This window comes from Xanthomonas axonopodis pv. maculifoliigardeniae (assembly GCF_041519315.1).
Classification (GTDB): Bacteria; Pseudomonadota; Gammaproteobacteria; order Xanthomonadales; family Xanthomonadaceae; genus Xanthomonas; species Xanthomonas euvesicatoria.
Genome location: NZ_CP167998.1, coordinates 1,369,659 through 1,392,638 on the forward strand (window position 1 = coordinate 1,369,659; position 22,980 = coordinate 1,392,638).

The 22,980-nt window shown below is 64.0% G+C and carries 17 protein-coding genes and 1 tRNA gene; 17 read left to right on the forward strand and 1 reads right to left on the reverse strand.

What is annotated here, in order from left to right; translation table 11 throughout:
• The first annotated feature begins 9 nt into the window (after window positions 1-9).
• The 8 genes from ACDH77_RS06035 to ACDH77_RS06070 all read left to right on the forward strand — a co-directional run bounded on the left by ACDH77_RS06035 (window position 10) and on the right by ACDH77_RS06070 (window position 8,867).
• Window positions 10-85: transfer RNA gene (locus ACDH77_RS06035), tRNA-Thr, on the forward strand.
• Between the two features lie 360 nt (window positions 86-445).
• Window positions 446-1,381 carry a ubiquinol oxidase subunit II gene (gene cyoA, locus ACDH77_RS06040; protein WP_011346764.1) on the forward strand — a complete coding sequence of 312 codons (936 nt, stop codon included), beginning with the start codon at window positions 446-448 and terminating at the stop codon, window positions 1,379-1,381.
• Window positions 1,381-3,381 carry a cytochrome o ubiquinol oxidase subunit I gene (gene cyoB, locus ACDH77_RS06045; protein ID WP_057680960.1) on the forward strand — a complete coding sequence of 667 codons (2,001 nt, stop codon included), beginning with the start codon at window positions 1,381-1,383 and terminating at the stop codon, window positions 3,379-3,381. The genes cyoA and cyoB overlap by 1 nt, the downstream gene beginning before the upstream one ends.
• On the forward strand, window positions 3,378-4,010 hold the full coding sequence (cyoC, locus tag ACDH77_RS06050; RefSeq protein WP_008577121.1) for a cytochrome o ubiquinol oxidase subunit III: 633 nt from the start codon (window positions 3,378-3,380) through the stop codon (window positions 4,008-4,010). The genes cyoB and cyoC overlap by 4 nt, the downstream gene beginning before the upstream one ends.
• Window positions 4,010-4,345 carry a cytochrome o ubiquinol oxidase subunit IV gene (cyoD, locus tag ACDH77_RS06055; RefSeq protein ID WP_003484294.1) on the forward strand — a complete coding sequence of 112 codons (336 nt, stop codon included), beginning with the start codon at window positions 4,010-4,012 and terminating at the stop codon, window positions 4,343-4,345. Before cyoC ends, cyoD begins: the two co-directional genes overlap by 1 nt.
• A gap of 168 nt (window positions 4,346-4,513) precedes the next feature.
• Complete coding sequence (locus ACDH77_RS06060; protein WP_031421605.1) at window positions 4,514-6,394, forward strand: M61 family metallopeptidase; 1,881 nt, start codon at window positions 4,514-4,516, stop codon at window positions 6,392-6,394.
• Between the two features lie 283 nt (window positions 6,395-6,677).
• Window positions 6,678-8,069: a DNA repair protein RadA gene (gene radA / locus ACDH77_RS06065; protein WP_031421607.1), complete on the forward strand. Its 1,392-nt coding sequence runs from the start codon at window positions 6,678-6,680 to the stop codon at window positions 8,067-8,069.
• Window positions 8,070-8,480: 411 nt separating this feature from the next.
• Window positions 8,481-8,867, forward strand: coding sequence for a DUF805 domain-containing protein (locus ACDH77_RS06070; RefSeq protein WP_031421609.1), 387 nt, complete (start codon window positions 8,481-8,483; stop codon window positions 8,865-8,867).
• A 531-nt stretch (window positions 8,868-9,398) separates the two neighbouring features.
• Here the strand turns inward: ACDH77_RS06070 and ACDH77_RS06075 are convergent.
• The gene (locus ACDH77_RS06075) at window positions 9,399-10,190 is read right to left on the reverse strand and encodes a response regulator transcription factor (RefSeq protein WP_008571091.1); all 792 of its coding nucleotides are present in this window, start codon (window positions 10,188-10,190) and stop codon (window positions 9,399-9,401) included.
• Window positions 10,191-11,094: 904 nt separating this feature from the next.
• On the opposite strand from ACDH77_RS06075, the gene ACDH77_RS06080 reads away from it, so the two are divergent.
• From ACDH77_RS06080 to ACDH77_RS06120, 9 genes are all read left to right on the forward strand, one after another.
• The gene (locus ACDH77_RS06080; RefSeq protein WP_017156588.1) at window positions 11,095-12,450 is read left to right on the forward strand and encodes a helix-turn-helix transcriptional regulator; all 1,356 of its coding nucleotides are present in this window, start codon (window positions 11,095-11,097) and stop codon (window positions 12,448-12,450) included.
• A gap of 211 nt (window positions 12,451-12,661) precedes the next feature.
• Complete coding sequence (locus ACDH77_RS06085; protein WP_031421611.1) at window positions 12,662-14,530, forward strand: ATP-binding protein; 1,869 nt, start codon at window positions 12,662-12,664, stop codon at window positions 14,528-14,530.
• Between the two features lie 25 nt (window positions 14,531-14,555).
• A complete protein-coding gene (locus ACDH77_RS06090) occupies window positions 14,556-16,880 on the forward strand; it encodes a tetratricopeptide repeat protein (protein WP_031421613.1) in 2,325 nt (774 codons plus the stop codon).
• A gap of 661 nt (window positions 16,881-17,541) precedes the next feature.
• Entirely contained in the window at window positions 17,542-18,384 is an 843-nt protein-coding gene (locus ACDH77_RS06095) for an STAS domain-containing protein (RefSeq protein WP_011346773.1), read from the forward strand.
• A 1-nt stretch (window position 18,385) separates the two neighbouring features.
• Window positions 18,386-18,748, forward strand: coding sequence for an STAS domain-containing protein (locus ACDH77_RS06100; protein ID WP_003484273.1), 363 nt, complete (start codon window positions 18,386-18,388; stop codon window positions 18,746-18,748).
• A complete protein-coding gene (locus ACDH77_RS06105; RefSeq protein ID WP_008571097.1) occupies window positions 18,745-19,140 on the forward strand; it encodes an ATP-binding protein in 396 nt (131 codons plus the stop codon). The genes ACDH77_RS06100 and ACDH77_RS06105 overlap by 4 nt, the downstream gene beginning before the upstream one ends.
• Before the next feature lie 2 nt (window positions 19,141-19,142).
• On the forward strand, window positions 19,143-20,141 hold the full coding sequence (locus ACDH77_RS06110; RefSeq protein WP_031421615.1) for an ATP-binding protein: 999 nt from the start codon (window positions 19,143-19,145) through the stop codon (window positions 20,139-20,141).
• Window positions 20,138-21,013: a sensor histidine kinase gene (locus tag ACDH77_RS06115; RefSeq protein ID WP_218488357.1), complete on the forward strand. Its 876-nt coding sequence runs from the start codon at window positions 20,138-20,140 to the stop codon at window positions 21,011-21,013. Before ACDH77_RS06110 ends, ACDH77_RS06115 begins: the two co-directional genes overlap by 4 nt.
• A complete protein-coding gene (locus ACDH77_RS06120; RefSeq protein ID WP_372353765.1) occupies window positions 21,003-22,958 on the forward strand; it encodes a response regulator in 1,956 nt (651 codons plus the stop codon). The genes ACDH77_RS06115 and ACDH77_RS06120 overlap by 11 nt, the downstream gene beginning before the upstream one ends.
• Window positions 22,959-22,980 lie beyond the last annotated feature (22 nt).

Consider the following 22,980-nt stretch of genomic DNA (forward strand, 5'->3'; position numbering starts at 1 on the left):
TGGCGGCTCGCCGGAATAGCTCAGTTGGTAGAGCGGCGCATTCGTAATGCGTAGGTCGTAGGTTCGATTCCTATTTCCGGCACCACGCTTCAAGACTGGGTCGGCCTGTGCCGGCCCAGTTGCGTTTTGAGGCGTCGAGTGCCGCGTTTCACGCATTGCCCGCGTGTGTTGCAGCCGCGCAGGCGCTTCCCGTTCGGCGGCCGCAACGGCGCAATTCTTGCCTCGCGCTGCGCTGCGACAACATGTCGCACAAATTGGCGCGCTTTTATTGCGTCAGATCATTGCCAATGGGTTTCGTGCAGGTGCAGCAAAGACTAAAATTAGCGCGCTAACCCGTGTCTTCGGTCTGCGCAGTTCATCTCCCCCAGGAAGACAGCTGCGTCGGGAACACCCCGCGACCGATACGACGAACGAGGCTGGCGTTCCTTCGCACTTGGATCGACCGATGATTCCGCTGAAACAGCTCGGGCGTTTACTTCGTCCAGGTCTGATGTTGCCCTTCCTGCTGCTGGCAGGCTGCAACTCGGCCATCCTCAATCCGAAAGGCCAGATCGGCCACGACGAAAAGCAACTGCTGATCACCTCGGTGGTGCTGATGCTGATCGTGGTCATCCCGGTGATCGTGATGACGATTGCGTTCGCATGGAAATATCGCGCATCCAACACCAAGGCGCGCTACGAGCCGGACTGGTCGCACTCCACTGCCATCGAAGTGGTGGTGTGGTCGATCCCGTGCGTGATCATCCTGGTGCTGGCGGTGCTGACCTGGCGCTCGTCGCACGCGCTGGACCCGTACCGGCCGCTGGATTCGGACGTCAAGCCGATCAACATCGAAGCGGTGTCGCTGGACTGGAAGTGGATGTTCATCTACCCCGACCAGAACATCGCCACCGTCAACGAGATCGCGTTCCCGGTGCATACGCCGCTGAACTTCAAGATCACCTCCGACACGGTGATGAACTCGTTCTTCATCCCGCACCTGGGCACCATGATCTACGCCATGGCGGGCATGGAAACCAAGCTGCACCTGGTGGCCAACGAGCCGGGCGAATACTTCGGCCTGTCGACCAACTACAGCGGCCACGGCTTTTCGAAGATGAGCTTCAAGGCGCACGCCGTCGATCAGGCCGGCTTCGAGGCCTGGGTGGCCAAGGTCAAGGCATCGCCGACCGCGTTGAACGCTGCCGAGTACCAGGTGCTGGCAGCCAATCGCAACGACAAGGAACAGTATCCGGTCACCTACTACTCGTCGGTGCAGGACGGCATGTTCCGCTCGCTGGTCGACAAATACATGAATGGTCCGGGCCACAGTAAGGGCCACGGCGACCATCAGGCATCGGCTACGGAGCCGGTCGCCATGTGCACTTCTGGAGACAAGTGATGCTAGGCAAACTCACCATCGAGGCAGTTCCGTACCACGAGCCGATCATCATGGTCGCGCTGGGTGGTGCCGGCCTGCTCGGCCTGCTCATCGCGGGCGCCATCACCAAGTACAAGCTGTGGGGCTATCTCTGGAAAGAGTGGTTCACCTCGGTGGATCACAAGCGCATCGGCGTGATGTACATCATCGTGGCGCTGGTCATGCTGCTGCGCGGCTTCGCCGACGCGGCGATGATGCGCACCCAGCAGGCGCTGGCCGGCGGCGGTGGCGAAGGCGTGCTGCCTCCGCATCACTACGACCAGATCTTTACCGCGCACGGCGTGATCATGATCTTCTTCATGGCCATGCCGTTCATGACCGGCCTGTTGAACCTGATCGTGCCGCTGCAGATCGGCGCGCGCGACGTGGCCTTTCCGTTCCTGAACTCGCTGAGCTTCTGGCTGTTCGTGGCCGGCGCGGCGCTGATCAACATCTCGCTGGGTGTCGGTGAGTTCGCGCAGACCGGTTGGCTGGCGTACCCGCCGTTGTCGGGGCTGGAATACAGCCCGGGGGTCGGTGTCGATTACTACATCTGGGCGCTGCAGGTGTCCGGTTTAGGCACGTTGCTGACCGGCATCAACTTCTTCGTGACGATCATGCGCATGCGCGCGCCGGGCATGACCCTGATGCGCATGCCGATCTTCACCTGGACTGCGCTGATCACCAACATCTTGATCATCGCCGCGTTCCCGATCCTGACCGTGGCGCTGGCGCTGCTGGGTGCCGACCGTTACCTGGGCACGCACTTCTTCACCAACGACGGTGGCGGCAACGCCATGATGTACGTCAACCTGATCTGGATCTGGGGTCACCCGGAGGTCTACATCCTGATCCTGCCGGCATTCGGCATCTTCTCCGAGCTGATTGCGACCTACAGCCGCAAGCGCCTGTTCGGCTACACCTCGATGGTGTACGCCACCTCGTGCATCGGCGTGCTGTCGTTCGTGGTGTGGCTGCACCACTTCTTCACCATGGGCTCGGGTGCCAACGTCAATGCCTTCTTCGGCATCACGACGATGATCATCTCGATCCCGACCGGCGTGAAGATCTTCAACTGGCTGTTCACCATGTTCCGCGGTCGCGTGCACATGACCTCGCCGGTGTTGTGGACGATCGGCTTCATCATCACCTTCACCATCGGCGGCATGACCGGCGTGATGCTGGCGATTCCTGCCGTGGACTTCGTGCTGCACAACAGCCTGTTCCTGATCGCGCACTTCCATAACGTGATCATCGGCGGCGTGGTGTTCGGTTACCTGGCGGGCTTGACCTACTGGTTCCCGAAGGCGTTCGGCTTCAAGCTCAACGAGAAGATCGGCAAAGCCTCGTTCTGGTGCTGGATCATCGGTTTCTTCGTGGCCTTCATGCCGCTGTACGTGCTCGGCTTCATGGGCATGACCCGTCGCATGAACACCTACAACCACCCCGAGTGGGCGCCGTGGCTGTACGTGGCCGCGGTGGGTGCTGCCATCATCGGCATGGGCATCTTCTTGAACCTGGTGCAGATCGGTTACAGCGTGTGGAAGCGCAGGGAGCATATGGACTACACGGGCGACCCGTGGGATGGCCGTACGCTGGAATGGGCAACCTCCTCGCCGCCGCCGTTCTACAACTTCGCCGTGCTGCCGCACATCGACGACCGCGATCAGTTCTGGGCCGACAAGCAGAATGGCAAGGGCTGGGTGCGTCCGTCCAAGTACGAAGCGATCCACATGCCGCGTAACACCGGCGCCGGCGTCTATATCGGTGCCTTCAGTGTGCTGCTGGGCTTCGGTCTGATCTGGCACATCTGGTGGCTGGCCATCATCGGCCTGGTGGGCATGATCGGCAGCTTCATCGCGCGCACCTTCGATGACGACATCGATTACTGGGTGCCGGCCGACGAAGTGGAGCGCATCGAAAACGCACGTTTCGCCCTGCTCGAACAGCAACAGGCGGCGCAGGCCGCGAAGGTGGTATGACCATGGCTTCCTCGACCACGCTTGACCACGCCGCCCACGCGGGCGGCCACGATCACGACCACGAGCATCACGACGGCGGTGGCAACACCGTCTTCGGGTTCTGGGTCTATCTGATGAGCGACTGTCTGCTGTTTGCCGGTCTGTTCGCCACCTATGCGGTGCTCTCTGGCGCCACGGTGGACGGGCCGACCGCCAAGGAGCTGTTCGATCTGAAGTTCGTGCTGGTGGAAACCTTCCTGCTGTTGTTCAGCAGCCTGAGCTTCGGCTTTGCGATGATTGCCGCGCACAAGCGCAAGATGGGCGGCCTATACGGCTGGCTGGCCGTCACCGCGCTGCTGGGTATCGGCTTCCTGTGCATGGAAGTATGGGAGTTCAACCACCTGATCCATGAGGGTGCCGGCCCGGGTCGCAGTGCGTTCCTGTCGGCATTCTTCACACTGGTGGGCACGCACGGCCTGCACGTGGCCTCCGGCCTGCTGTGGATGGCCGTGCTGGTGATCCAGATTTCCAAGAACGGCCTGACCGCGCGCAACAGCACGCGTCTGGCCTGCCTGAGCCTGTTCTGGCACTTCCTGGACATCATCTGGATCGGTGTGTTCACCGTCGTCTATCTGCTGGGAGCGCTGTAATGGCCAATCACCACCACACCGATACCGCTGCCGATGCGCATGCCGGCGGCCTGAAGTCCTACCTGATCGGCTTTGTGATGGCCGTGATCCTCACCGTCATCCCGTTTGCGATGGTGATGAGCGGCGCGTTCTCCAAGGGTGTCACCATCGTCGTGATCTCGGTCATGGCCGCGGTGCAGATGCTGGTGCACATGGTGTACTTCCTGCATATGGACCGCACGCCCGAGCAGCGCTCCAACGTGCAGGTGGGCCTGTTCTCGCTGCTGATCATCGGCATCGTGATCGTCGGCTCGCTGTGGGTGCTGCACAACATGAATGTCAACATGATGCATTGAGACGGCGACACGCCGAATCGCCGCAACGTTGAAGAAGAGGTCGCCAAGTGACTGGCGGCCTTTTTTTTACGCGTCAATCGCCCGCAGCATGACCAATGGCATACGGTCAAGCACAGGCAGGCGCTTAGCATCGTGGGCTTGCCTGTCCAGGTCACCTGCGGAGTTGCGATGAAAATGCCCACCCTGTTGTCCGTGTCGTTGTTGGCGGCGTTGTCGCTGCCGGCGGCTGCGCAAACCGCACCGCCGCAGGACGTGCCGTTCGACGGCACCTTGAAGATCGACGTGGACGCCACCGATCTGGCGCACCGCATCTTCAAGGTCAAGGCCACTATGCCGGCCAAGCCGGGCCCGATGACGCTGCTGTACCCGCAGTGGATTCCCGGCAACCATTCGCCGACCGGACCGATCGACAAGCTCGCCGGTCTGGTGATCAAGGTCGATGGCAAGGTGGTGCCCTGGAAACGCGACCAATTCGATGTCTATGCGTTCAAGGTGGACGTGCCTCAGGGCGCCACCGAGCTGACGGCCGAGTTCAAGTTCCTCTCGCCGCAGGCCGGCAACCAGGGCCGGGTGATGATGACCCCGGAAATGCTCAACCTGCAGTGGAACACCACGGCGCTGTATCCGGCCGGCTATTTCGCGCGCAACATCAAGGCGCAGGCCAGCGTCACGCTGCCGGCCGGCTGGAGCTATGCCACGGCACTGGAAACCGATCGCCGCGTCGGCGACACGGTGAGCTTCAAGCCGATCGATTTCGACGACCTGGTCGATTCGCCGATGTTCGCCGGCAAGTACTACAAGCGCGTGGAGCTGAGCACCGGCAAGCAGCCGGTCTACCTCAACGTGTTCGCCGATGAAGCCAAATCGCTGGAGGCCAAGCCCGAGCAGATCAAGGCACACGCCGCGTTGGTGCAGCAGATGGACAAGCTGTACGGCGCGCGTCACTTCGACCATTACGAATTCCTGCTGGCGCTGACCAAGAAGCTGGGCGGCATCGGCCTGGAGCATCACCGTTCCAGCGAAAACAGCGGCCCGCCGAATTACTTCACCGAGTGGGACAAGAGCTGGACCATGCGCGACCTGCTGGCGCACGAGTTCAACCACTCCTGGAACGGCAAGTACCGCCGTGGCGCCGACCTGGCGACGCCGAACTTCAACGTGCCGATGGGCGACAGCCTGCTGTGGCTGTACGAGGGCCAGACCCAGTTCTGGGGCGAAGTGGTGGCCGCACGTTCCGGCCTGTGGACGCAGGACCAGGCACGCGACATGCTGGCCGGCGTGGCGGCAACCTACGAGCGCGGCCGCCCCGGCATGGCCTGGCGCACGGTGCAGGACACCACCAACGACCCGACCATGTCGATGCGGCGTCCCAAGGCGTACCGCAGCTACCAGATGAGCGAGGACTACTACTCCGGCGGCCAGATGATGTGGCTGGAAGTGGATAGCAAGCTGCGCGCGCTCACCAACAACAAGCGTTCCATCGACGATTTCGCCAAGGCGTTCTTCGGCATGAAGAACGGCGATTGGGACGTCAATCCGTATACCTTCGACGACATCGTCAGCACGCTCAACGGCGTGGCCGCCTACGACTGGGCCAGCCTGTTGCGCGAGCGCATGGACGGGCACGGTTCGTTGAATGGCGGCATCGAAGCCAATGGCTGGAAGCTGGTCTACAACGACGAACCGAACCTGGCGATCAAGACCTACGAGAGCAACGAGAACGACGTCAGCCTGACCTATTCGCTGGGCCTGTCGCTGGAGGGCTCGGGCGAAGTCAACGAAGTGTTGTGGGACAGCCCGGCATTCAATGCCGGCATCATCAACGGCAATACCCTGGTGGCCGTCAACGGCCGCGCCTTCAGCGCCGATGTGATCAAGGATGCGATCAAGGCGGCCAAGGGCACCACTGCGCCGATCGAACTGCTAGTCAAGCGCGGCGACCGCTACGAAACCGTCCGTATCGACTACCACGGCGGTCTGCTGTATCCGCATCTGGAGCGTATCGCCGGCAAGCCGGATCGCCTGAGCGAGTTGTACAAGGCGCGCTAAGTGGCGCACGCCCACGTCGTTGCCCGACGTGGGATCAGTGGAATCCAAGCGGCATGGCCGGTCGTCACCGGTCATGCCGCCGTTGTGTGAGCGCAGCCGATCACCGCTTGCACTGCGCATCAGCAAATCGTCGACTTTTCCGAATCCCGAATCCCGAATCCCGAATCCCGAATCCCGAATCCCGAATCCCGAATCCCGAATCCCGAATCCGCAAAGTCCTGCGTCGCGCACACTGAGACCGTCAGCCACTATCCTGCTGCTTCAATAACGATGGGCAAGAGCGATGGCGAAGGCGAAAACGGCCTATGTCTGCGGCGAGTGCGGTGCCGAGTACACCAAGTGGCAGGGCCAGTGCACCGAATGCGGTGTCTGGAACGCGCTGAGCGAAATCGTGCTCGAGAGCGCCGCGCCGGGCGGCAAGGCGTCGCCAGCGGCATCGCGACGTAGCGGCTGGGCCGGCAAGGCCGAGGCGCCCAAGATCACCGCGCTCAAGGACGTGCAGCAGTCCGAGCAGGCGCGTGTGTCCACCGGTATCGGCGAGTTCGATCGGGTGCTGGGTGGCGGGCTGGTGGAAGGTGCGGTGGTGCTCATCGGCGGCGATCCCGGCATCGGCAAGTCGACGCTGCTGCTGCAGGCGCTGGCGAGCATGGCCTCCACGTTGCCGGTGTTGTATGTGACCGGCGAGGAATCGCTGGCCCAGGTGGCCGGGCGCGCTGTGCGCCTGGACCTGCCGCTGGAAGGCCTGAACGCCCTGGCCGAAACCGGCATCGAAAACATCCTGCAGCACGCCAGCGTGGCGCGACCGAAGCTGATCGTGGCCGATTCGGTACAGACCTTGTGGACCGAATCGTTGACCGCAGCGCCAGGCTCGGTGAGCCAGGTGCGCGAGAGCGCAGCGCGGCTGGTGCGCTACGCCAAGGAAACCGGTACCGCGGTGTTTCTGGTCGGCCATGTGACCAAGGAAGGCGGCATCGCCGGGCCACGCGTGCTCGAGCACATGGTCGATGCGGTGCTGTATTTCGAAGGCGAGAGCGGTAGCCGGTTCCGCCTGTTGCGCGCGTTCAAGAACCGCTTTGGTGCGGTCAACGAATTGGGCGTGTTCGCGATGGGCGAGAAGGGCCTCAAGGAAGTCTCCAACCCGTCGGCGATCTTCCTGTCCGGCGGCAGCACCCAGCAGCCGGGCAGTTGCGTGATGGTCACCCGCGAAGGCACCCGCCCGCTGATGGTGGAGGTGCAGGCGCTGGTGGATGCCTCGCCGTTGTCCAACCCGCGTCGGGTGGCGGTGGGTCTGGAGCAGAACCGGCTGGCGATGCTGCTGGCGGTACTGCATCGCCATGGAGGCATCGTGGTGGGCGATCAGGACGTGTTCGTCAATGTGGTGGGCGGCATCCGCGTGCAGGAAACCGCGGCCGATTTGCCGGTGCTGCTGGCGGTGCTGTCGTCGCTGCGCGACCGGCCGCTGTCCGAAAAGACCATCGCGTTCGGCGAAGTGGGCCTGTCCGGCGAAATCCGCCCGGTGCCCAATGGCGAGGACCGCCTGAAGGAAGCGGCGACGCATGGCTTCAAGCGCGCCATCGTGCCCCGCGCCAATGCGCCCAAGACCACCAGCATCAAGGGCATGGAAATCATTGCCGTGGAGCGCCTGAGCCAGGCATTGGAAGCGGCGGCCGACTGAAGCCGCGCACCGCGCGGATGTTGCGATAGGCCGGGTTGGCGACCTGCGAATGCGTCGGAAGTCTTTGCCATGTCCGGGGCCAGCCTGCCGCCATCGTCTCGGCCGGCTGCCGGGCGACCATCGATGATCGTCCGGCTTGGTCACCACTGGTGCGGCTGTGCCGCCACCCTCAAGAAACGCTGAGTGCAGAGGTCATCGCGTGTCTTTCAGACGTGCTGCGGGAGGCGCGCATGGCATGCGTCGCGGGGCGACCTGACGCCCGCAAGCCGTTTGTCGGACAAACGCCGGGATTTGATAGTTGGTTGTCGAGAAAGCGTTTTCAGAAAGAGTGGGGCTATGGCAACATGCGCGGCCCGTTGCACTGTGCACCGGACCACAGACACCACTCACTGCGTTTTCAGGAGAATCACGATGGAATGGATGTTGCTGCCGCTCAAGCGTTACGCCGACTTCAACGGTCGCTCGCGCCGCAAGGAATACTGGATGTTCGCGCTGATGCAGCTCCTGGTGCTGTTCGTGTTTGGCGGCCTGTTCGCCGTCGCGGCAGTGGTGATGGGGAACGAGAACGGCCCGGGTGCGCTGGCTTGGCTGATCTGTGCGGTCATGGTGATCGTTTGTCTGGCGTTGATCGTGCCCGGTATTGCAGTCACGGTGCGCCGCCTGCACGACCAGGACAAGTCCGGCTGGTTTTATCTGATCAGCCTGGTGCCGTACGTCGGTGCTTTCGTGTTGCTGGTCTTCATGTGCATCGAAGGCACGCCCGGCCCGAACCAGTACGGCGAAAATCCCAAGCAGTAATTCGCGCGTTATGAAAGCGGACAACGGCGCAGGAGTTCCCTGCGCCGTTGTCGTGTGTGAATGTGCCAATCGTGCCATTGCGCGTGGCGCATAGGCGCAAGGTCACGGCCTGCGTGCGTGAGAGTTGCCAAGTCTGCGCTCTGCAGAGTGGGCGTCCGCATCCGATCCCCAGAGATGGACGGCGGAGACACAGCGACATGCTTGAAGCGTGTTTCGCTGGACAGTCCCGGCGCAGCAGGCAGCGCCGCATTCGTCGCTGCCACGCCTGCTCACAGATGCAGCGACGTCGCTCAACGCCGATCAGCGTGCATCCCACGCTGTGCAGTGAACGATGCAGTCAGCCGCATGGCCGGTACCTGCAGAACTTGAATGACGGCACAGCTTGCGGGCCGAGTGCGCGCGTGCAGGCCGCTCCGTCGTCGATGGCGTGCCGACGCCCGTCCTGTCATCAAGCACCCTTCGCTGTCACGCAGGCGAGACTGCGCAATGCAGGTCGCAGGTCGCAGGTCGCATCTGCAGCGGTGCGCTTGCTCAGCAGGCGGCTGCGTGATGTGCAGGGCCAAGACTTGGGCTAACGGACTTGCTCATTGTCGTTGCCTCGGTATCGTGCAACGCGAGCTCCAGCTTGTAGCCGTGCGAATAGACGGTTCTGATGCGCACCGCGCTGCTGTCACCGCTCAGCTGCAGTTTCTTGCGCAACTTGTAGATGTGCTGCTCCATGGTGCGGTCGGTGAATTCGGTATGGCTGCCCCAGACCGCCTTGGCCAGCTGGCAACGCCGGAAGCACACGCCGGGGCTGGAAAAGAGCAGCCAGGCAATCGAGAACTCGCGTGCGGTCAACGCGATCGGCTTGCCTTCCAGGTAGACGGTATTTTCATCGCGGATCAGCTTGTAGGGACCCACGCTCAGGTGCTGCGTCTCCGGGCAGGCATGCGCCACCGGCGATATCGCCAGGGCCGCGCGCACGTGCAACTCATGCGAATTGAAAGGCAGCGCAAGGACCTCCTGCGCGCCTGCGCGATACCAGGCCAGAATGTTGTCGGCGCAATCGAAACGGCCAAGCACGATCAGCGGCGTGGGCTGGCCGCTATGGCAGCGCTGCCAGGCCAGCAGTGAACTGTCATCGGCGGCGACACAGCTGGCATCGAAGATCAGCAGCTCGCACGGCGAGTGCCGCAGCGAACGCAGGAGCTCCAGTTCATCGGAAAACGTCGAGACGTTGCGTGCGAGCGGTGCAAGGCTGGCGTTGACCTGCGAGGTCAGGCGCGCGTCCTGCGTCAACAGGAACACCGATCCGGCATTGGAGGGGGAGTGGTCGTTCATTCAGGCGGCCTTCGCGTGTCGGCGTACAAGCCACGCATGGGACGGGCGCCGGTGCGGGTCGGCCAATGCCAGGACAAAATCCATCTTCAAAGATCGCTGCATCGTCGGACCAGTCGGTTGGCGGGGGAGAGTCCAGTGGAGCTGGACGAATGGTATGTACCATTGCAGAGACCAAAAGTTTCACGCTTGCGTACGCGTCTTCGGATTTGTCGACATCGGCTTTAACTCGCGCTCATTTAGACGTAACAGAGCTCTTACATAGCGGGCATGTCTGGGACGCATGCAATTGCGCCATGCGCGTCATGCAGTAGCGAGTAAGCATGGACCGACGCGCGCGGGCAGAGGCATCCGGTTGCCGAGGTCTAGACCAATCTATTGCGATTGGTCGTGGGATCGCGCGCGGCTGGAATAGGTCAGCAGCGATTTTCCTTCGTGGCATGCCCGCTTCTCGCGATCAAAAACGCTTCGGCGTACGTGTCCGTACAGTCACGGTGCATCGTGTTGAACATCGCCGATGACCATCAATGCGCATGGAAGCGGCGCGTTCGCAGACGTTGTCCGACTGTGCCTGGGGATTGGCGTAGACCGGCGATATCAATACTCAACCGGATGGCGCGAAATGTCTGGCGTACGACAATGCCAACGATGTGCAAATGCGCTTTGCGTCGGGAGAAAACGCATCACATGGTTGTTTGACAGAGTGAGCTTTTTTGATTTTTTCAATGGCTTTCAGAGGGAAATTCTATTGGATCCGCTGCATACAATCGTTTGCGCCAGCGAGTTCGGCGCCTGTTGTCTTTTGCTCCGCCCCCCAAAGAGAGAGACCGGCATGATCCTTTCCACCTACTTTGCAGCGATCTCTGCGTTGTCATACGCAGAACGTCTTCCTACCTATACGAGCAGGATGCTGGTTGGTGCTTGGCCACAGGGACTGCAACATCTCCAACAGCGACGCGACGGACAGGGCGCAGCGGATGGCGCCGACGATGAGGTCAGCTTGTTCGGTGCCAGCGGCGATGCGTTGCTGATCCTGGAATATCAGGAAGAGGCCGAAGATGCGTATCGGCAGGCCTTGAAGGCCATGCGCGGGCATCAGCGCCAATTGCGCCTGCTGTCGTGCCGGAACACCGCCTGGTTGATGCTGAGCCAGCGGCGCCTGAGCGCGGCGTTGAATTGCTTCGCGCAGTTGGCAATGGACCGCGAAACGCCGCCCAGCCTGTGCGGCGAGAGCCTGTTGGGCAAATCGCTCACCCACTTCCATCTGGGCCAGAGCACGTTGGCCTTACAGACCCTGGAGCGTGCCCGCGAGGTGCTGGCCGACCTGGAGAGCGGCGCGTCGGACTGGCTGCGGATTGCCACTGCGCTGCGTCTGGACATGATTGCGCAGCTGCGTATCCGTCGCTCCGACCGCATGAGCGACCATGTGTTCTGGCAAGCCACGCTGCGCCAGGAAGATGCCACGCATGCCTTCGAGCCCAGCGACCTGCGCGCCTGCATCGCCGATCTGGCAGAGAGCATGCCGGTGCTTGCGCAGCGCATGCGGCATGTACGCAGCCTGTTGCGTATTGCCGGCGGCGACACCTTCGGCTTCGACGCGCAGATCGACGCATTGCCGGCCGCAGCCACCGGCTGCCCGCCGTGTGCGCGTCAGGACGCGCAGGTGGAACTGGCGCTGGCGGCATTGGCGGTGGGCCGTGCCGATCTGGCCGAGCGTGCGCTGGCCGGTGCCGGCCGACATCATGCGCCGCGCTGGAACCTGGAGTTCGAGTACTGCCAGGCCAAGATCAGCCAGGCGATGGGGCGCACCGAACAAGCGTTGCTGCTCTACAACCGCTACGCGCTGGGCGCGGTGCAGTGCCTGCGCAGCGAAGTGCAGGCACCGCGCTTGCTGGAAAGCGGCACCCCGGCGCACGTCAGCGACGATATCTCCGCCCGGTTGCCGGCCAAGTATCGGCGCGCCTACAGCTACATGATCACCAATGCGCATCGCTCGGATCTGTCGATCAACGAAGTGGCCGCACAGATCGGGGTCACCGGGCGCGCGCTGCAGCAAGCGTTCAAGTCGGCTACCGGGCTATCGCCGACGCAGGTGCTGCGCCGCTACCGGATGCAAAGCATCCGCGACGAACTGCTGGCCGAAGGCGGCTGCGGCAGTGTGTTGCAGGCGGCCAGTCGCTGGGGCGTCGGCAGCCGTTCGGCGTTGGCCAAGGGCTATCGCCAGCACTTCAATGAGGCGCCGATGGAGACCCTGCAGCGGTAATCTCCGCAACCCACGGATTGGTAGCGCTACCGATCCGTGGTGGGTCAACCCGGCGTGCGGTGCAGTGCGCGTCGCTGTACGCAACGGAGGCCAGGGGTCAAACTGAGACGTGCGTGCAATGTGGGTTCCGGCTATCCTTTCCGGCTGGCACTGGCACCCAGGGGGACGCGTCCGAGGATGGGCGTCGTCGCCAAGGAAACGACGACCGATCATGCAAGATCCCACTCCCGAGGCGACCGACGCCTCGCAGATCCGCCGGGCAGGCGTCGATCTCAATGGACTGATGTCGGTCCTCGGCAAGCACCTGTACTCCACCCCGGTGGTGGCGCTGCGCGAGCTGGTGCAGAACGCGCACGATTCCATCCTGCGTCGTCGTCTGGAACAACCCGATTGGGACGGCCAATCGCGCATCGAGGTGCATGCCGATACCGCGCAAGGCATCGTGCGCATCGTCGATACCGGTGCCGGACTGACCCAGCAGGAAATCCACGACTACCTGGCCACCGTGGGCGTGGGCTATACGCGTGGGCTGCGCCAGGGCGGCCACGAGGACAGCGGCCTGATCGGAATGTTCGGGCTGGGCTTCTTGTCCGCCTTCGTATTGGCGCGGCGGGTGACCGTGCGCACCACCTCCTACCAGTCTCCCACGCTGGGCTATTGCTACATCTCCAGCAACGCCGAGCAGTACACGGTCAGCCCGATTCCTGCGCATGCGCAGGTGGGCACCGAGGTGGTGCTGGAACTACACGGCGATTATCTGTCGTTGGCTCAGGAAGGGCGGCTGCGCGAGATTCTGTCGCGCTATTGCGCGCTGTTGCGCGAGCGGATCTGGATCGGCGCCGCAACGCAGCCGATCAATCCCGAGCCGCCGCCGTGGCGCGTGCAGGACGCCGTACCGTTGCATCCGGTGCAGGCCTGGCGCCGGCAACGCGAGTTCGCCGCGCGCTTTGAGCGCAATTTCGAGCCGTTGTGCTGCATGCCGGTGCGTGCGGAAGAGGGCAGCGATGCGGTCGGCCTGTTGTGGGTGCAGGACGGTGCGACCTACGGCACCAGCGACAACCGCAATCTGTCGGTGTTCCTGCGCGGCATGTTGCTGGATGACAACGCGCGCGAACTGCTGCCGCCGTGGGCGGGCTTCATCGGTGGGGTGATCGAATCCAATCGGTTGACGCCTACCGCAAGCCGCGAAGACCTGCAGCGCGATACGGTCTATATCGCGGTGCAGCACGCCTTGTCCGAAGCCTTGGTGCAGGGTCTGGCCGATGTGGCGCGCCAGCAACCGGAGGCATGGCGACGCATCCTGTTGCGTCATAACGAAGCTCTGCTGGGCGCGGCACTGTGCGATGAGCGCCTGTTCGAATTGCTGCTGGAACACGTGCGGGTACCGACGTCGCAAGGCGATCTGCCGGCGCAGCAATTGCCATCGCGCGGTGCGGTGCACGTGATCCTCGATAGCGACAGCGGATTCGAAGAAATGCTGTTCCGTGCGATGGGCGTGCCGGTGGCCTACGGCAACCGGTATGCGGTGGTGCCGTTTCTGCGGCGCTGGGCGCAGGTCAAGGGTGTGCGTCTGGTCGAGCTGGGCACCGAGCAGGGCAACCGCCAGTTGTTCCAGCTGGACACGCTGCCGGCCGATGAACTGGTTTGGCTGGAACAGCACCTGGGCGATGGCGAAGCGCTGGTGCCGGCGCGTTTCAGCCCGCAGGAACTGCCGTTGGTGGTAGTGCCCGACCGCGAGGCCGAGCTCAAACGCCGCCTGGAGCAGGACGAAAACGACAAGCGTGTCTCTACCGCCGCGTTGCGCCTGGCGCGGCAATTCACCGCGCGCATCCAAGCGCGGCAGACCCAGCGGCTGTATCTGAATCTGGATAATCCGGCGCTGCAGGCCTTGCTGGGCGCGCAGCGCGCAGGCAACCCGCAGGCCGCGGTGGCGGCGCGCTTGCTGCGTGCGCTCAAGGTGATCGTCGCGGCGCAGGGGCGTACGCAGCCGCAGCCGGGCAGCACCGAATCAGGTGTTTCCGATCTCAACAAGGCCTTCGGCGATTTCGCCGAGACCGTGACCCAATTGCTGGCGCGCTGAAGCGCCGCATCGCAGGAGCGGCACGATGGAAATCTGGAACTGGGTAGAAAAACTGCAGGACGATCTGGGCGAAGCCGGGCAGCCGCAAAATGCGCAGTTGCTGACGCGGCTGACCGACCACATCTGCGATCTGCAGATCGACCGCGCCGAGGCCTTGTTGCCGGAGGCACGTGCGCTGGGCAAGACGCTGGCCAACCCGTGGCTGGAGGTGTTCGTCGGGCATTGGGAAATGCGCAACCGGGTCGGCAACCTGTGCGAAGGCGAGCGTGCGCTGGGCGATGCGGTGGCGCTGTTCGAGCGTGCGCATCGCGCCGACGCAGTGGAGTGCCCGCAATCGGTCTGCGTGACCCAGGACCTGGCCGCGTGTTATGCCAACATCGATGGCCCGGGTTGGGTGGAAGAACGTATCGCGGTGTGCGACGAAACCCTGGGCCGCATCGACCCGAGCTGGTCGTGTTACCAGTGCCTGAGCTGCGAAAAAGCCGATGCATTGCTCGACGACGGGCGCGGTGACGCGGCGCTGCAGTACCTGGAGCAGCAGTCGCAGGCCATCCTGGACCATGGCGGCGAAATCTACGACGGCGTGCCGGACATGCGCATCTCGATCCTGCTTGCGCTTGGGCGTGCGCAGGAAGCGCTGGCGCTGGTGGAACAGCGCGAACGCGACGCCGCGCGCGAAGGTGCCGAGTGGGCCAATTGCAGCCAGCCGCGGCGCCTGCAGAAGGCACGCGCGTTGGCGCTGTTGCAGCGCGATGACGAAGCCATGGAAGCGTTGCTGCCATGGCGCGAGATTGCGCCGCGTTATCGCCTGCACTGGCTGCGTGCGGTGGCGGTGCTGGTGGCGCGCGCGCCCGAGCGCAATAGCTGGGACCTGGGCAGCCGCGTGCAGCAGATGCTCGACCATTACGCGCAGGTTGGCGCGCATCGCATCCTGATCGAAGCGGCCGAGCTTGCGATCGGACTGGCGCTGCAACGCGGCGCGGTGTGGACCGCGCGCAGGCATCTGGCGCTTGCACGTGCGCATCTGCCCAAGTTGCGACAGGACCGTGGTGCCACGCTGGCGCTGGACGGTTGGGCTGCGCGCATCGCAGCCGTATCGGTGGGCGAGGAGTCACCGGTCGCTGCCGCGCAGTTGCTGGAATGGTTGAACGCGCAGGGCGATGATGTGGTGCGCAATCCCGAGCGCGAAGCGCAGTGGTTGCTGCAGGCCGTCACTGACTGTCCGGACGATGCCGAGCTTGTCGACACCACTGCTTCTGCCTTGAGTGCCTGTGCGGCCGACGAGGAAGCGATCGCGTTGCTGTGGTCATTCGTGCAGCGGCATGCCGATCGCGAAACCAGCCCCACCTTCCGGCTGATGAATCTGTTGCTGGGCCGCGGCGATGAAGCCGGTGTGCGCCGGCTGGCACAGCTGTATCGCCCACAGGCGCCGGTGGCGGCATTGTGGTGCGAGGCGCAGCTGGCGCAGCGGCTGGGCGACTGGCCGGCGCTGGAGCAGGCCTGCACGGCACTGTTGGAGCTATCGCCCGGCTCGCACGGCGCACGCGGCTTGTTGGCGCGCATGTATCTCGATACCGGCCGGTTTGCCGAGGCCGCCGCGGTCTATCGGCAACTTACCGAGCTGCTGGAAGAACCGCGTTCTGCGCATTGGGATCACATGACGGCGGCCAGTGCGGCGCAGGATTGGGACGCGGTGCGTGCCTCTGCGCAGGCCATTGGCATGGAGCTGAGCAGCACCAGCGGCGTAGTCGAAGAGACCTGGGGCTGGGTGATCATTCGTTGCATGGATGACGGCGAAGTGGCCGAGTACTACGCGCGCCGCACCGGCCCGGTCACTGCACGCATCGTCGAAAACGCGCCTGCGCATCGGCGCCAGCATGTCGGCGACTGGGTGGTGTTCGACGCGGAACTGTTGTATCCGCCGCCGGAAGACGAAGCCGAACGCGAGCGTTTCGTGCCGACCTACGCGCAGGTGCATGTGCTGCAACCGGGTGGCTATGCCAATAGCTGGCTGGTGGACGGCGTGCATCCTGGCGACGAGGTGATCGAGGCGATGCGTGCAGACCTGGAAATGCGCGGCTGGAAGATGTGGCTGCACAGTCGCGACGACTACCGCGTGGTCGACCCGGACCATCCGGACGCGTTCAACCCGGAGGATGCAACATCCGGACTGCCGGGCGTGTTGTTCACCGTGGCGCTTCCGGAAAACGTCGCCCCGCAGGAACTGCATCGCGTCCTGCGATGCACGACCTCGCGCTGGTCGCATCCGATGTGCTGGCTGCGGCTTGCCGAGGCCTGCGGCCAGGATCCGCAGCCGCATCTGGATGCGGTGGAGCGTTACGGGCTATAGGGTAGCGATCGGCATGATCCAACGGCGTTTGTCGCCGGGGTGGGTGGACATTGGCGATCGTGGCGTGCGTTCGGGCACCACGCTGGATGCGCGGCGCTGCATCCGGCGTCAAGAGCACGCTCATTGCTCTTGTGCAACGCGGCGGCATTCATGCCGGCACACCCTCCCGCTTTGGACGTGCCGCCACACCGTCGGCAGGGCGATGACGCAAGTGCATGCCCTGCGTGCAGGCGCAGGGCGCAGCGCCACGCACTGCCGTTTCTGCGGCGTTTGGTCCTGTTTGGTCTCCAGTGTCCTGATGGAGCTCGCCATGGCAGTGGCAATGCCGATCGGAAGAGCATCGCCGCAGGCTCAAAACGCAGTGACGCGCCGTCGATCGGCCATCGCCAGGGCCCGGGGTGATGGCACGCCGACCGGTTGGCGTGTTGCCTTGCACGGGCGCTGGTGCAGTGCATGTCCGCAGGCGTGGACCGGCGCACGTTCGGCGTGCGCGCGGCAATGTCACACTGCGCCCGTGGGCCGGATGACTGCTACAGGTTGGCTCGCTGGTTGGTCAATCTGAATTGCTTTATTCTGCTGCGCATCGGCGTGGGGGCGCCGCGTCGGTCAGGGCGCAGTCCAGCCCGCATGCCCAACCTCTTTTCTTTTGGTGGGTGATCTCATGGTGGCATTGCAGCAGCGCTCGATCGATGCGATTGGTGGCCAGGAACATGCGTTGCTGGCCGCATGGTTGGAGTCCAGCCTGGGCAACGATGCGCGTCTGTCGCGGCAGGAATTCGAAGCGCAGGCCGGCGAATTCCTGCGCTTGCTGGTGGCATCGTTGAAGCACGACGGTAGCAGCCTGGACAGTGCTGAATGGAGCGAGGTGCGTCGCTTCCTGGAACATCTCTCGCGCGACCGCGCCACGCGTGGTTTCGATTCGCAGGAAACCGCCAACTTCATCTTTTCGCTCAAGCGCGTGTTGTTTGCGCTGGTGCAGCGCGAATACGCCAGTACCCCGGAAGAACTGGGCCAGCAGTTGTGGGCGTTGTCGGAATTGCTCGACCGCCTGGGCTTGTACACCGTGAAGGTCTTCCAGAAGACCCGCGAAGACATCATCGTGCGTCAGCAGGAAGAGATGCTGGAGCTGTCCACCCCGGTGGTGAAGCTGTGGGACGGCGTGCTGGCGCTGCCGATGATCGGCACACTGGATTCGCAGCGCACCCAGGTGGTGATGGAGTCGCTGTTGCAACGCATTGTCGACACCGGCTCGGAAATCGCCATCATCGACATCACCGGCGTGCCCACCGTGGACACCCTGGTGGCACAGCATCTGCTCAAGACCGTGACCGCGATCCGGCTGATGGGGGCCGACGCCATCATCAGCGGCGTGCGCCCGCAGATTGCGCAAACCATCGTGCATCTGGGCCTGGACCTGCAGGGGATCGTGACCAAGGCCAACCTGGCCGATGCCTTGGCGCTGGCGCTCAAGCGCACCGGCGTGACCGTCAGCAAGGCAGACTGACATGGAACGTATTCCGATCCTGCGGATGGGCCATCTGTTGCTGGTCACCATCCAGGTGGACATGCACGACCAACTGGCGTTGCAACTGCAGGACGACCTGTCCGAGAAGATCAGCGCCACTTCTGCGCGTGGCGTGTTGATCGACATTTCCGCGCTGGATATCGTCGATTCGTTCATCGGGCGCATGATCAGCACCATTTCCGGGCTGGCGACGCTGATGGGCGCACAAACCGTGGTGGTGGGCATGCAGCCGGCGGTGGCGATCACCCTGGTGGAGTTGGGGCTGACCTTGCCGTCGGTGCGCACCGCGCTCGATGTCGAGCGCGGCATGCGCCTGCTGCAACAACCCGATGCGGCTCCATGACGGTCGGCTCGCAACCGGTGCGCACCGAGCAGGATGTGGTGCTGGCGCGGCAGACCGTGCGCAAGCTGGTGGTGCAATGCGGGCTGCGGTTGGTCGATCAAACCAAGCTGGTCACCGCGGCCAGCGAACTGGCGCGCAATACGGTGATCTACGGCGGTGGCGGCGACATGGACTGGGCGCTGGTTGAAAGCGGCATCCGCAAGGGCGTGCAGCTGACCTTCCGCGACCAGGGCCCGGGCATTGCAGACCTGGAGCTTGCGCTGACCGACGGCTGGACCTCTGGCAGTGGCCTGGGGCTGGGACTGTCCGGCAGCCGGCGGCTGGTGGACGATTTCGTGCTCGATAGCGCAGCCGGCAAGGGCACCCGCATCACCATCACCAAATGGAAGTAACCATGACCGGCGCGCTCACCCAGGTGATCCGCGTCGAAGAGGGCACCCAGGTCGGGCAGGTGCGCCGCGAAGCGGTGGCGCTTGCACAGGCCTGCGGTTTCAATGAAGACGGCTGTGGCCGCGTGGCCCTGGTGGCGACCGAGTTGTGCACCAACCTGCTCAACCATGCCGGTGGCGGGCAGATGCAGCTGTGCAGCGTCGCCGGCCGCGATGGTCTGGGCATCGAGTTGTGCACGCTCGATCAGGGGCGCGGATTCGTGCTGGCCGATTGTCTGCCGGACGGGTATTCCACCGGCAGCACGCCTGGCAATGGCCTGGGCACGGTGCAGCGACATGCCGCGTTGCTGGACGCCTATTCCGATGCCCGGGGGGCCGTGGTCCTGGCGCGTGTGTACGCCGACGCCGACAGCATGCCCGACCTGCCCTACGGCGCGCTGCGTGTGCCGCTCCAGAACGAAACGGTCTGCGGCGATGGCTGGCATCTGGCGATCGATGCGCAGGGCGTGACCGTGAGCATGATCGACGGCCTTGGCCACGGAGCGGGCGCGGCCGATGCCGCCGATGCGGGGACGCGCGCTGCGGCAGCGGCCCGTGGCGAACCCGGCGAACGCATCGCGCGCCTGCATGCCGGCATGAGCGGCACGCGCGGCGGCGCGGCGGCGGTCATGCAGTTCGATTCCGGCAGCGGCCAGGTGCGCTTTGCCGGGGTGGGCAATATCGTCGCCTCGTTGTGCGATGGCGACGGCGTGCGCGGCATGCCCTCGCACCCGGGCATCGTCGGGGTGCAGTTCCGCAAGGCGCAACCGTTCGACTTTCCACACGCCGCCGGCAAGTTACTGGTCATGCACAGCGACGGCCTGCAATCGCGCTGGACCCTGCGCGATCATCCGGGCCTGCTGTCGCGCCATCCACGCATCATTGCCGCAGTGCTGGCGCGCGATTACGCGCGCGGCCGCGACGATTGCTGCGTGTTCGTCATGCGCTTGGGAGGCATGCAATGAATTCAACCACCAAGATGCCGGCAGCCGAGGCGATGGCTGAACTGGAAAGCTTGCGCCAGCAGAACCAGGCCTTGCGCGAAGAGCTGGAAGAAACCAACCAGGGCGTGCTGGCCTTGTATGCCGAGCTCGACCAACAGGCCGAACAGCTGCGCGAGGTGTCCGAACTCAAGAGCCGCTTTCTGTCGTACATGAGCCACGAGTTCCGCACCCCGCTAGGCTCGATCCTGAGCATCACCCGGCTGCTGGAGGATGGCATGGACGGGCCGCTCAATGCAGAGCAGCTCAAGCAGGTGCGCTTTGTCAGCGGTTCGGCGCGCGAGCTCACCGAGATGGTGGACGACCTGCTGGACCTGGCCAAGATCGAGGCCGGGCGCATCACCATCTCGCCGGGCTGGTTCGACCTGATGGACCTGTTCGCGGCGCTGCGGGGCATGTTCCGTCCGCTCACCGATGTGGGCACGACCACGCTGATCTTCGAGGATCCGCCGGTGCTGCCGCTGCTGTACACCGACGACAAGAAGCTGGCGCAGATCCTGCGCAATTTCATTTCCAACGCGCTCAAGTTCACCCCGCAGGGGCAGGTGCGCGTGTTTGCGCAGCTGGAAGGCGACAGCCATGTACGCTTTGGCGTGCACGACACCGGCATCGGCATTCCGGCCGAGCTTCACGAGGCCTTGTTCGAAGATTTCGTACAGGTGGACTCGCCGCTGCAAAAACGCCTGACCGGCACCGGCCTGGGGTTGTCGATCTGCAAACGGTTCGCCGAATTGCTGGGCGGCCGGGTGGGGATCAACAGCGTGGTCGGGCAGGGCTCTGAATTTTACGTGGTGCTGCCGGTGACACTGGCAGCGGAGGAAACGCGTGGGCAGTAAGCACCACATTCTGGTCGTCGACGACAACGCGGTGACGCGTTATTCGGTGCGGCGCGTGCTCGAACACCATCAGTTCGCGGTCGAAGAAGCCGGCACCGGGACCGAGGGTCTTGCCAAACTTGCCGCGCAGACGTTTTCTGCGGTGGTGCTGGACGTCAACCTGCCGGACATGAGCGGCTTCGATATCGTGCGGACGCTGCGTGCCGAGCCGCGCACCGCGTTGCTGCCGGTGGTGCATGTTTCGGCGGCCTCGATCGCCACCGGCGACATGATCACCGGGCTGGATGCCGGCGCCGACGCCTACCTGATCCATCCGGTCGACCCCAACGTGTTGCTGGCCACCTTGCGCACGCTGTTGCGCGCACGCCGCGCCGAGGAGGCGTTGCGGGTCAGCGAGGCGCGTTTCCGCGAAATCTTCGAACACATCAGCGCGCCGATTGCGGTGGTGGATGCCAACCTGCACATGCACGAGGCCAATGCCGCATTCCAACGCTTGATCGGTAGCGCCACACCCGGCGCTGCGATCCATGCCGCCGGGTTGGATCAGGCCGCCGCCGTGCACGCACTGACCACTGCGTTGGCGCAACGCGAGCGCTGGAGCGGCACCTTGTCGCTGCTGCGCGATGGCAAGCTCTGCGAAACCGAATGGCGCGTGTCGCCCTACCGCGAGCCGGATCTGGGGCTGTTGCTGGTGGAAGACGTGACCGAGCAGCGCCTGCGCGAGCGCGAGCAGCGCCAGGAACTGGATACCGCCACCAGCGAGCTCGCGCATCAGATCGCGCAGCGTCAGCACACCGAAATCCAGCTGCTGCAGGCGCAGAAGATGGAAGCGCTGGGCAAGCTCACCGGTGGCATCGCGCACGACTTCAACAACCTGCTGACCAGCATCATTTCCGGCTTGGACATGATCCAGCTCGCAGTGGAATCCAATCGCATCGAACGCGTGCCGCGCCTGGCCGAGATCGCTAACGGCTCGGCGCACCGCGCCGCCGCGCTGACCCAGCGCATGCTGGCGTTCGCACGCAAGCAATCGCTGGACGCGCAACCGTTCGACGTCAACACCCGTGTGCGTTCGCTGGAAGACATGCTGCAACGCTCGATCGGCGAAAACATCGCGCTGGAGCTGGATCTTGCGTCCACGCCGCTGGTGGCCATTGCCGATGCCAACCAGCTCGAAAACGTGGTGCTCAACCTGGTCATCAATGCGCGCGATGCCTTGAAAGGGCAGGGCACCATCCGCATCCAGAGCGCGGCCTACACCGCGCACAACGATCCGGAACTGGACGACGGCGACTATGTCGCGGTGAAGGTGATCGACAACGGGAGCGGGATCGAGCCGGCCATTCTCGACCAGGTGTTCGAGCCGTTTTTCACCACCAAACCCATCGGCGAAGGCACCGGTCTCGGCCTGTCGATGACCTACGGGTTCGCGCGTCAATCCGGCGGTACCGCACGCATCACCAGCGATGTGGGTCGTGGCACCACGGTGGCGCTCCTGCTGCCGCGCGGGCTCTCGGCCAACGAAATGCTGCCGGCACCGGCGCCCAGCGCGCCGCGCACGCGCAACGAGCACATCCTGCTGGTGGACGACACCGACGTGGTGCGCATGATGGTGAGTGAAGTGCTCAGCGATGCCGGCTACCAGGTCATCGAAGCCGAGGATGCCAACGGCGCGCTGGAACACTTGCGCACCGAGGCGCACATCGATCTGGTGGTCTCCGATGTCGGCCTGCCCGGCATGAACGGGCGCGACATGGCCGATGTGGCACGCACGCTACGCCCGGGTCTGCCGATCCTGTTCATTACCGGCTATGCCGAAAACGCGGCCACGCGGCAAGAATTTCTGGCAGAGGGCATGGCCTTGCTGCCCAAGCCTTTCAGCCTCAACGATCTGCTCAACACGGTGGGGCAGATGCTCGACAGCAGCGTCCTGGCGCGGGCGTAGGGCGTTAAGCGGCTCCAAACAC

Coding starts and splice junctions, on each gene's coding strand:
- cyoA (WP_011346764.1), top strand. CDS start 446: ATGATTCCGCTGAAACAGCTCGGGCGTTTACTTCGTCCAGGTCTGATG.
- cyoC (WP_008577121.1), top strand. CDS start 3,378: ATGACCATGGCTTCCTCGACCACGCTTGACCACGCCGCCCACGCGGGC.
- radA (WP_031421607.1), top strand. CDS start 6,678: ATGGCGAAGGCGAAAACGGCCTATGTCTGCGGCGAGTGCGGTGCCGAG.
- ACDH77_RS06090 (WP_031421613.1), top strand. CDS start 14,556: ATGGAAATCTGGAACTGGGTAGAAAAACTGCAGGACGATCTGGGCGAA.
- ACDH77_RS06060 (WP_031421605.1), top strand. CDS start 4,514: ATGAAAATGCCCACCCTGTTGTCCGTGTCGTTGTTGGCGGCGTTGTCG.
- ACDH77_RS06080 (WP_017156588.1), top strand. CDS start 11,095: ATGCTGGTTGGTGCTTGGCCACAGGGACTGCAACATCTCCAACAGCGA.
- ACDH77_RS06095 (WP_011346773.1), top strand. CDS start 17,542: ATGGTGGCATTGCAGCAGCGCTCGATCGATGCGATTGGTGGCCAGGAA.
- ACDH77_RS06100 (WP_003484273.1), top strand. CDS start 18,386: ATGGAACGTATTCCGATCCTGCGGATGGGCCATCTGTTGCTGGTCACC.
- ACDH77_RS06085 (WP_031421611.1), top strand. CDS start 12,662: ATGCAAGATCCCACTCCCGAGGCGACCGACGCCTCGCAGATCCGCCGG.
- ACDH77_RS06075 (WP_008571091.1), bottom strand. CDS start 10,190: ATGAACGACCACTCCCCCTCCAATGCCGGATCGGTGTTCCTGTTGACG.
- ACDH77_RS06105 (WP_008571097.1), top strand. CDS start 18,745: ATGACGGTCGGCTCGCAACCGGTGCGCACCGAGCAGGATGTGGTGCTG.
- ACDH77_RS06115 (WP_218488357.1), top strand. CDS start 20,138: ATGAATTCAACCACCAAGATGCCGGCAGCCGAGGCGATGGCTGAACTG.
- ACDH77_RS06110 (WP_031421615.1), top strand. CDS start 19,143: ATGACCGGCGCGCTCACCCAGGTGATCCGCGTCGAAGAGGGCACCCAG.
- cyoD (WP_003484294.1), top strand. CDS start 4,010: ATGGCCAATCACCACCACACCGATACCGCTGCCGATGCGCATGCCGGC.
- ACDH77_RS06070 (WP_031421609.1), top strand. CDS start 8,481: ATGGAATGGATGTTGCTGCCGCTCAAGCGTTACGCCGACTTCAACGGT.
- cyoB (WP_057680960.1), top strand. CDS start 1,381: ATGCTAGGCAAACTCACCATCGAGGCAGTTCCGTACCACGAGCCGATC.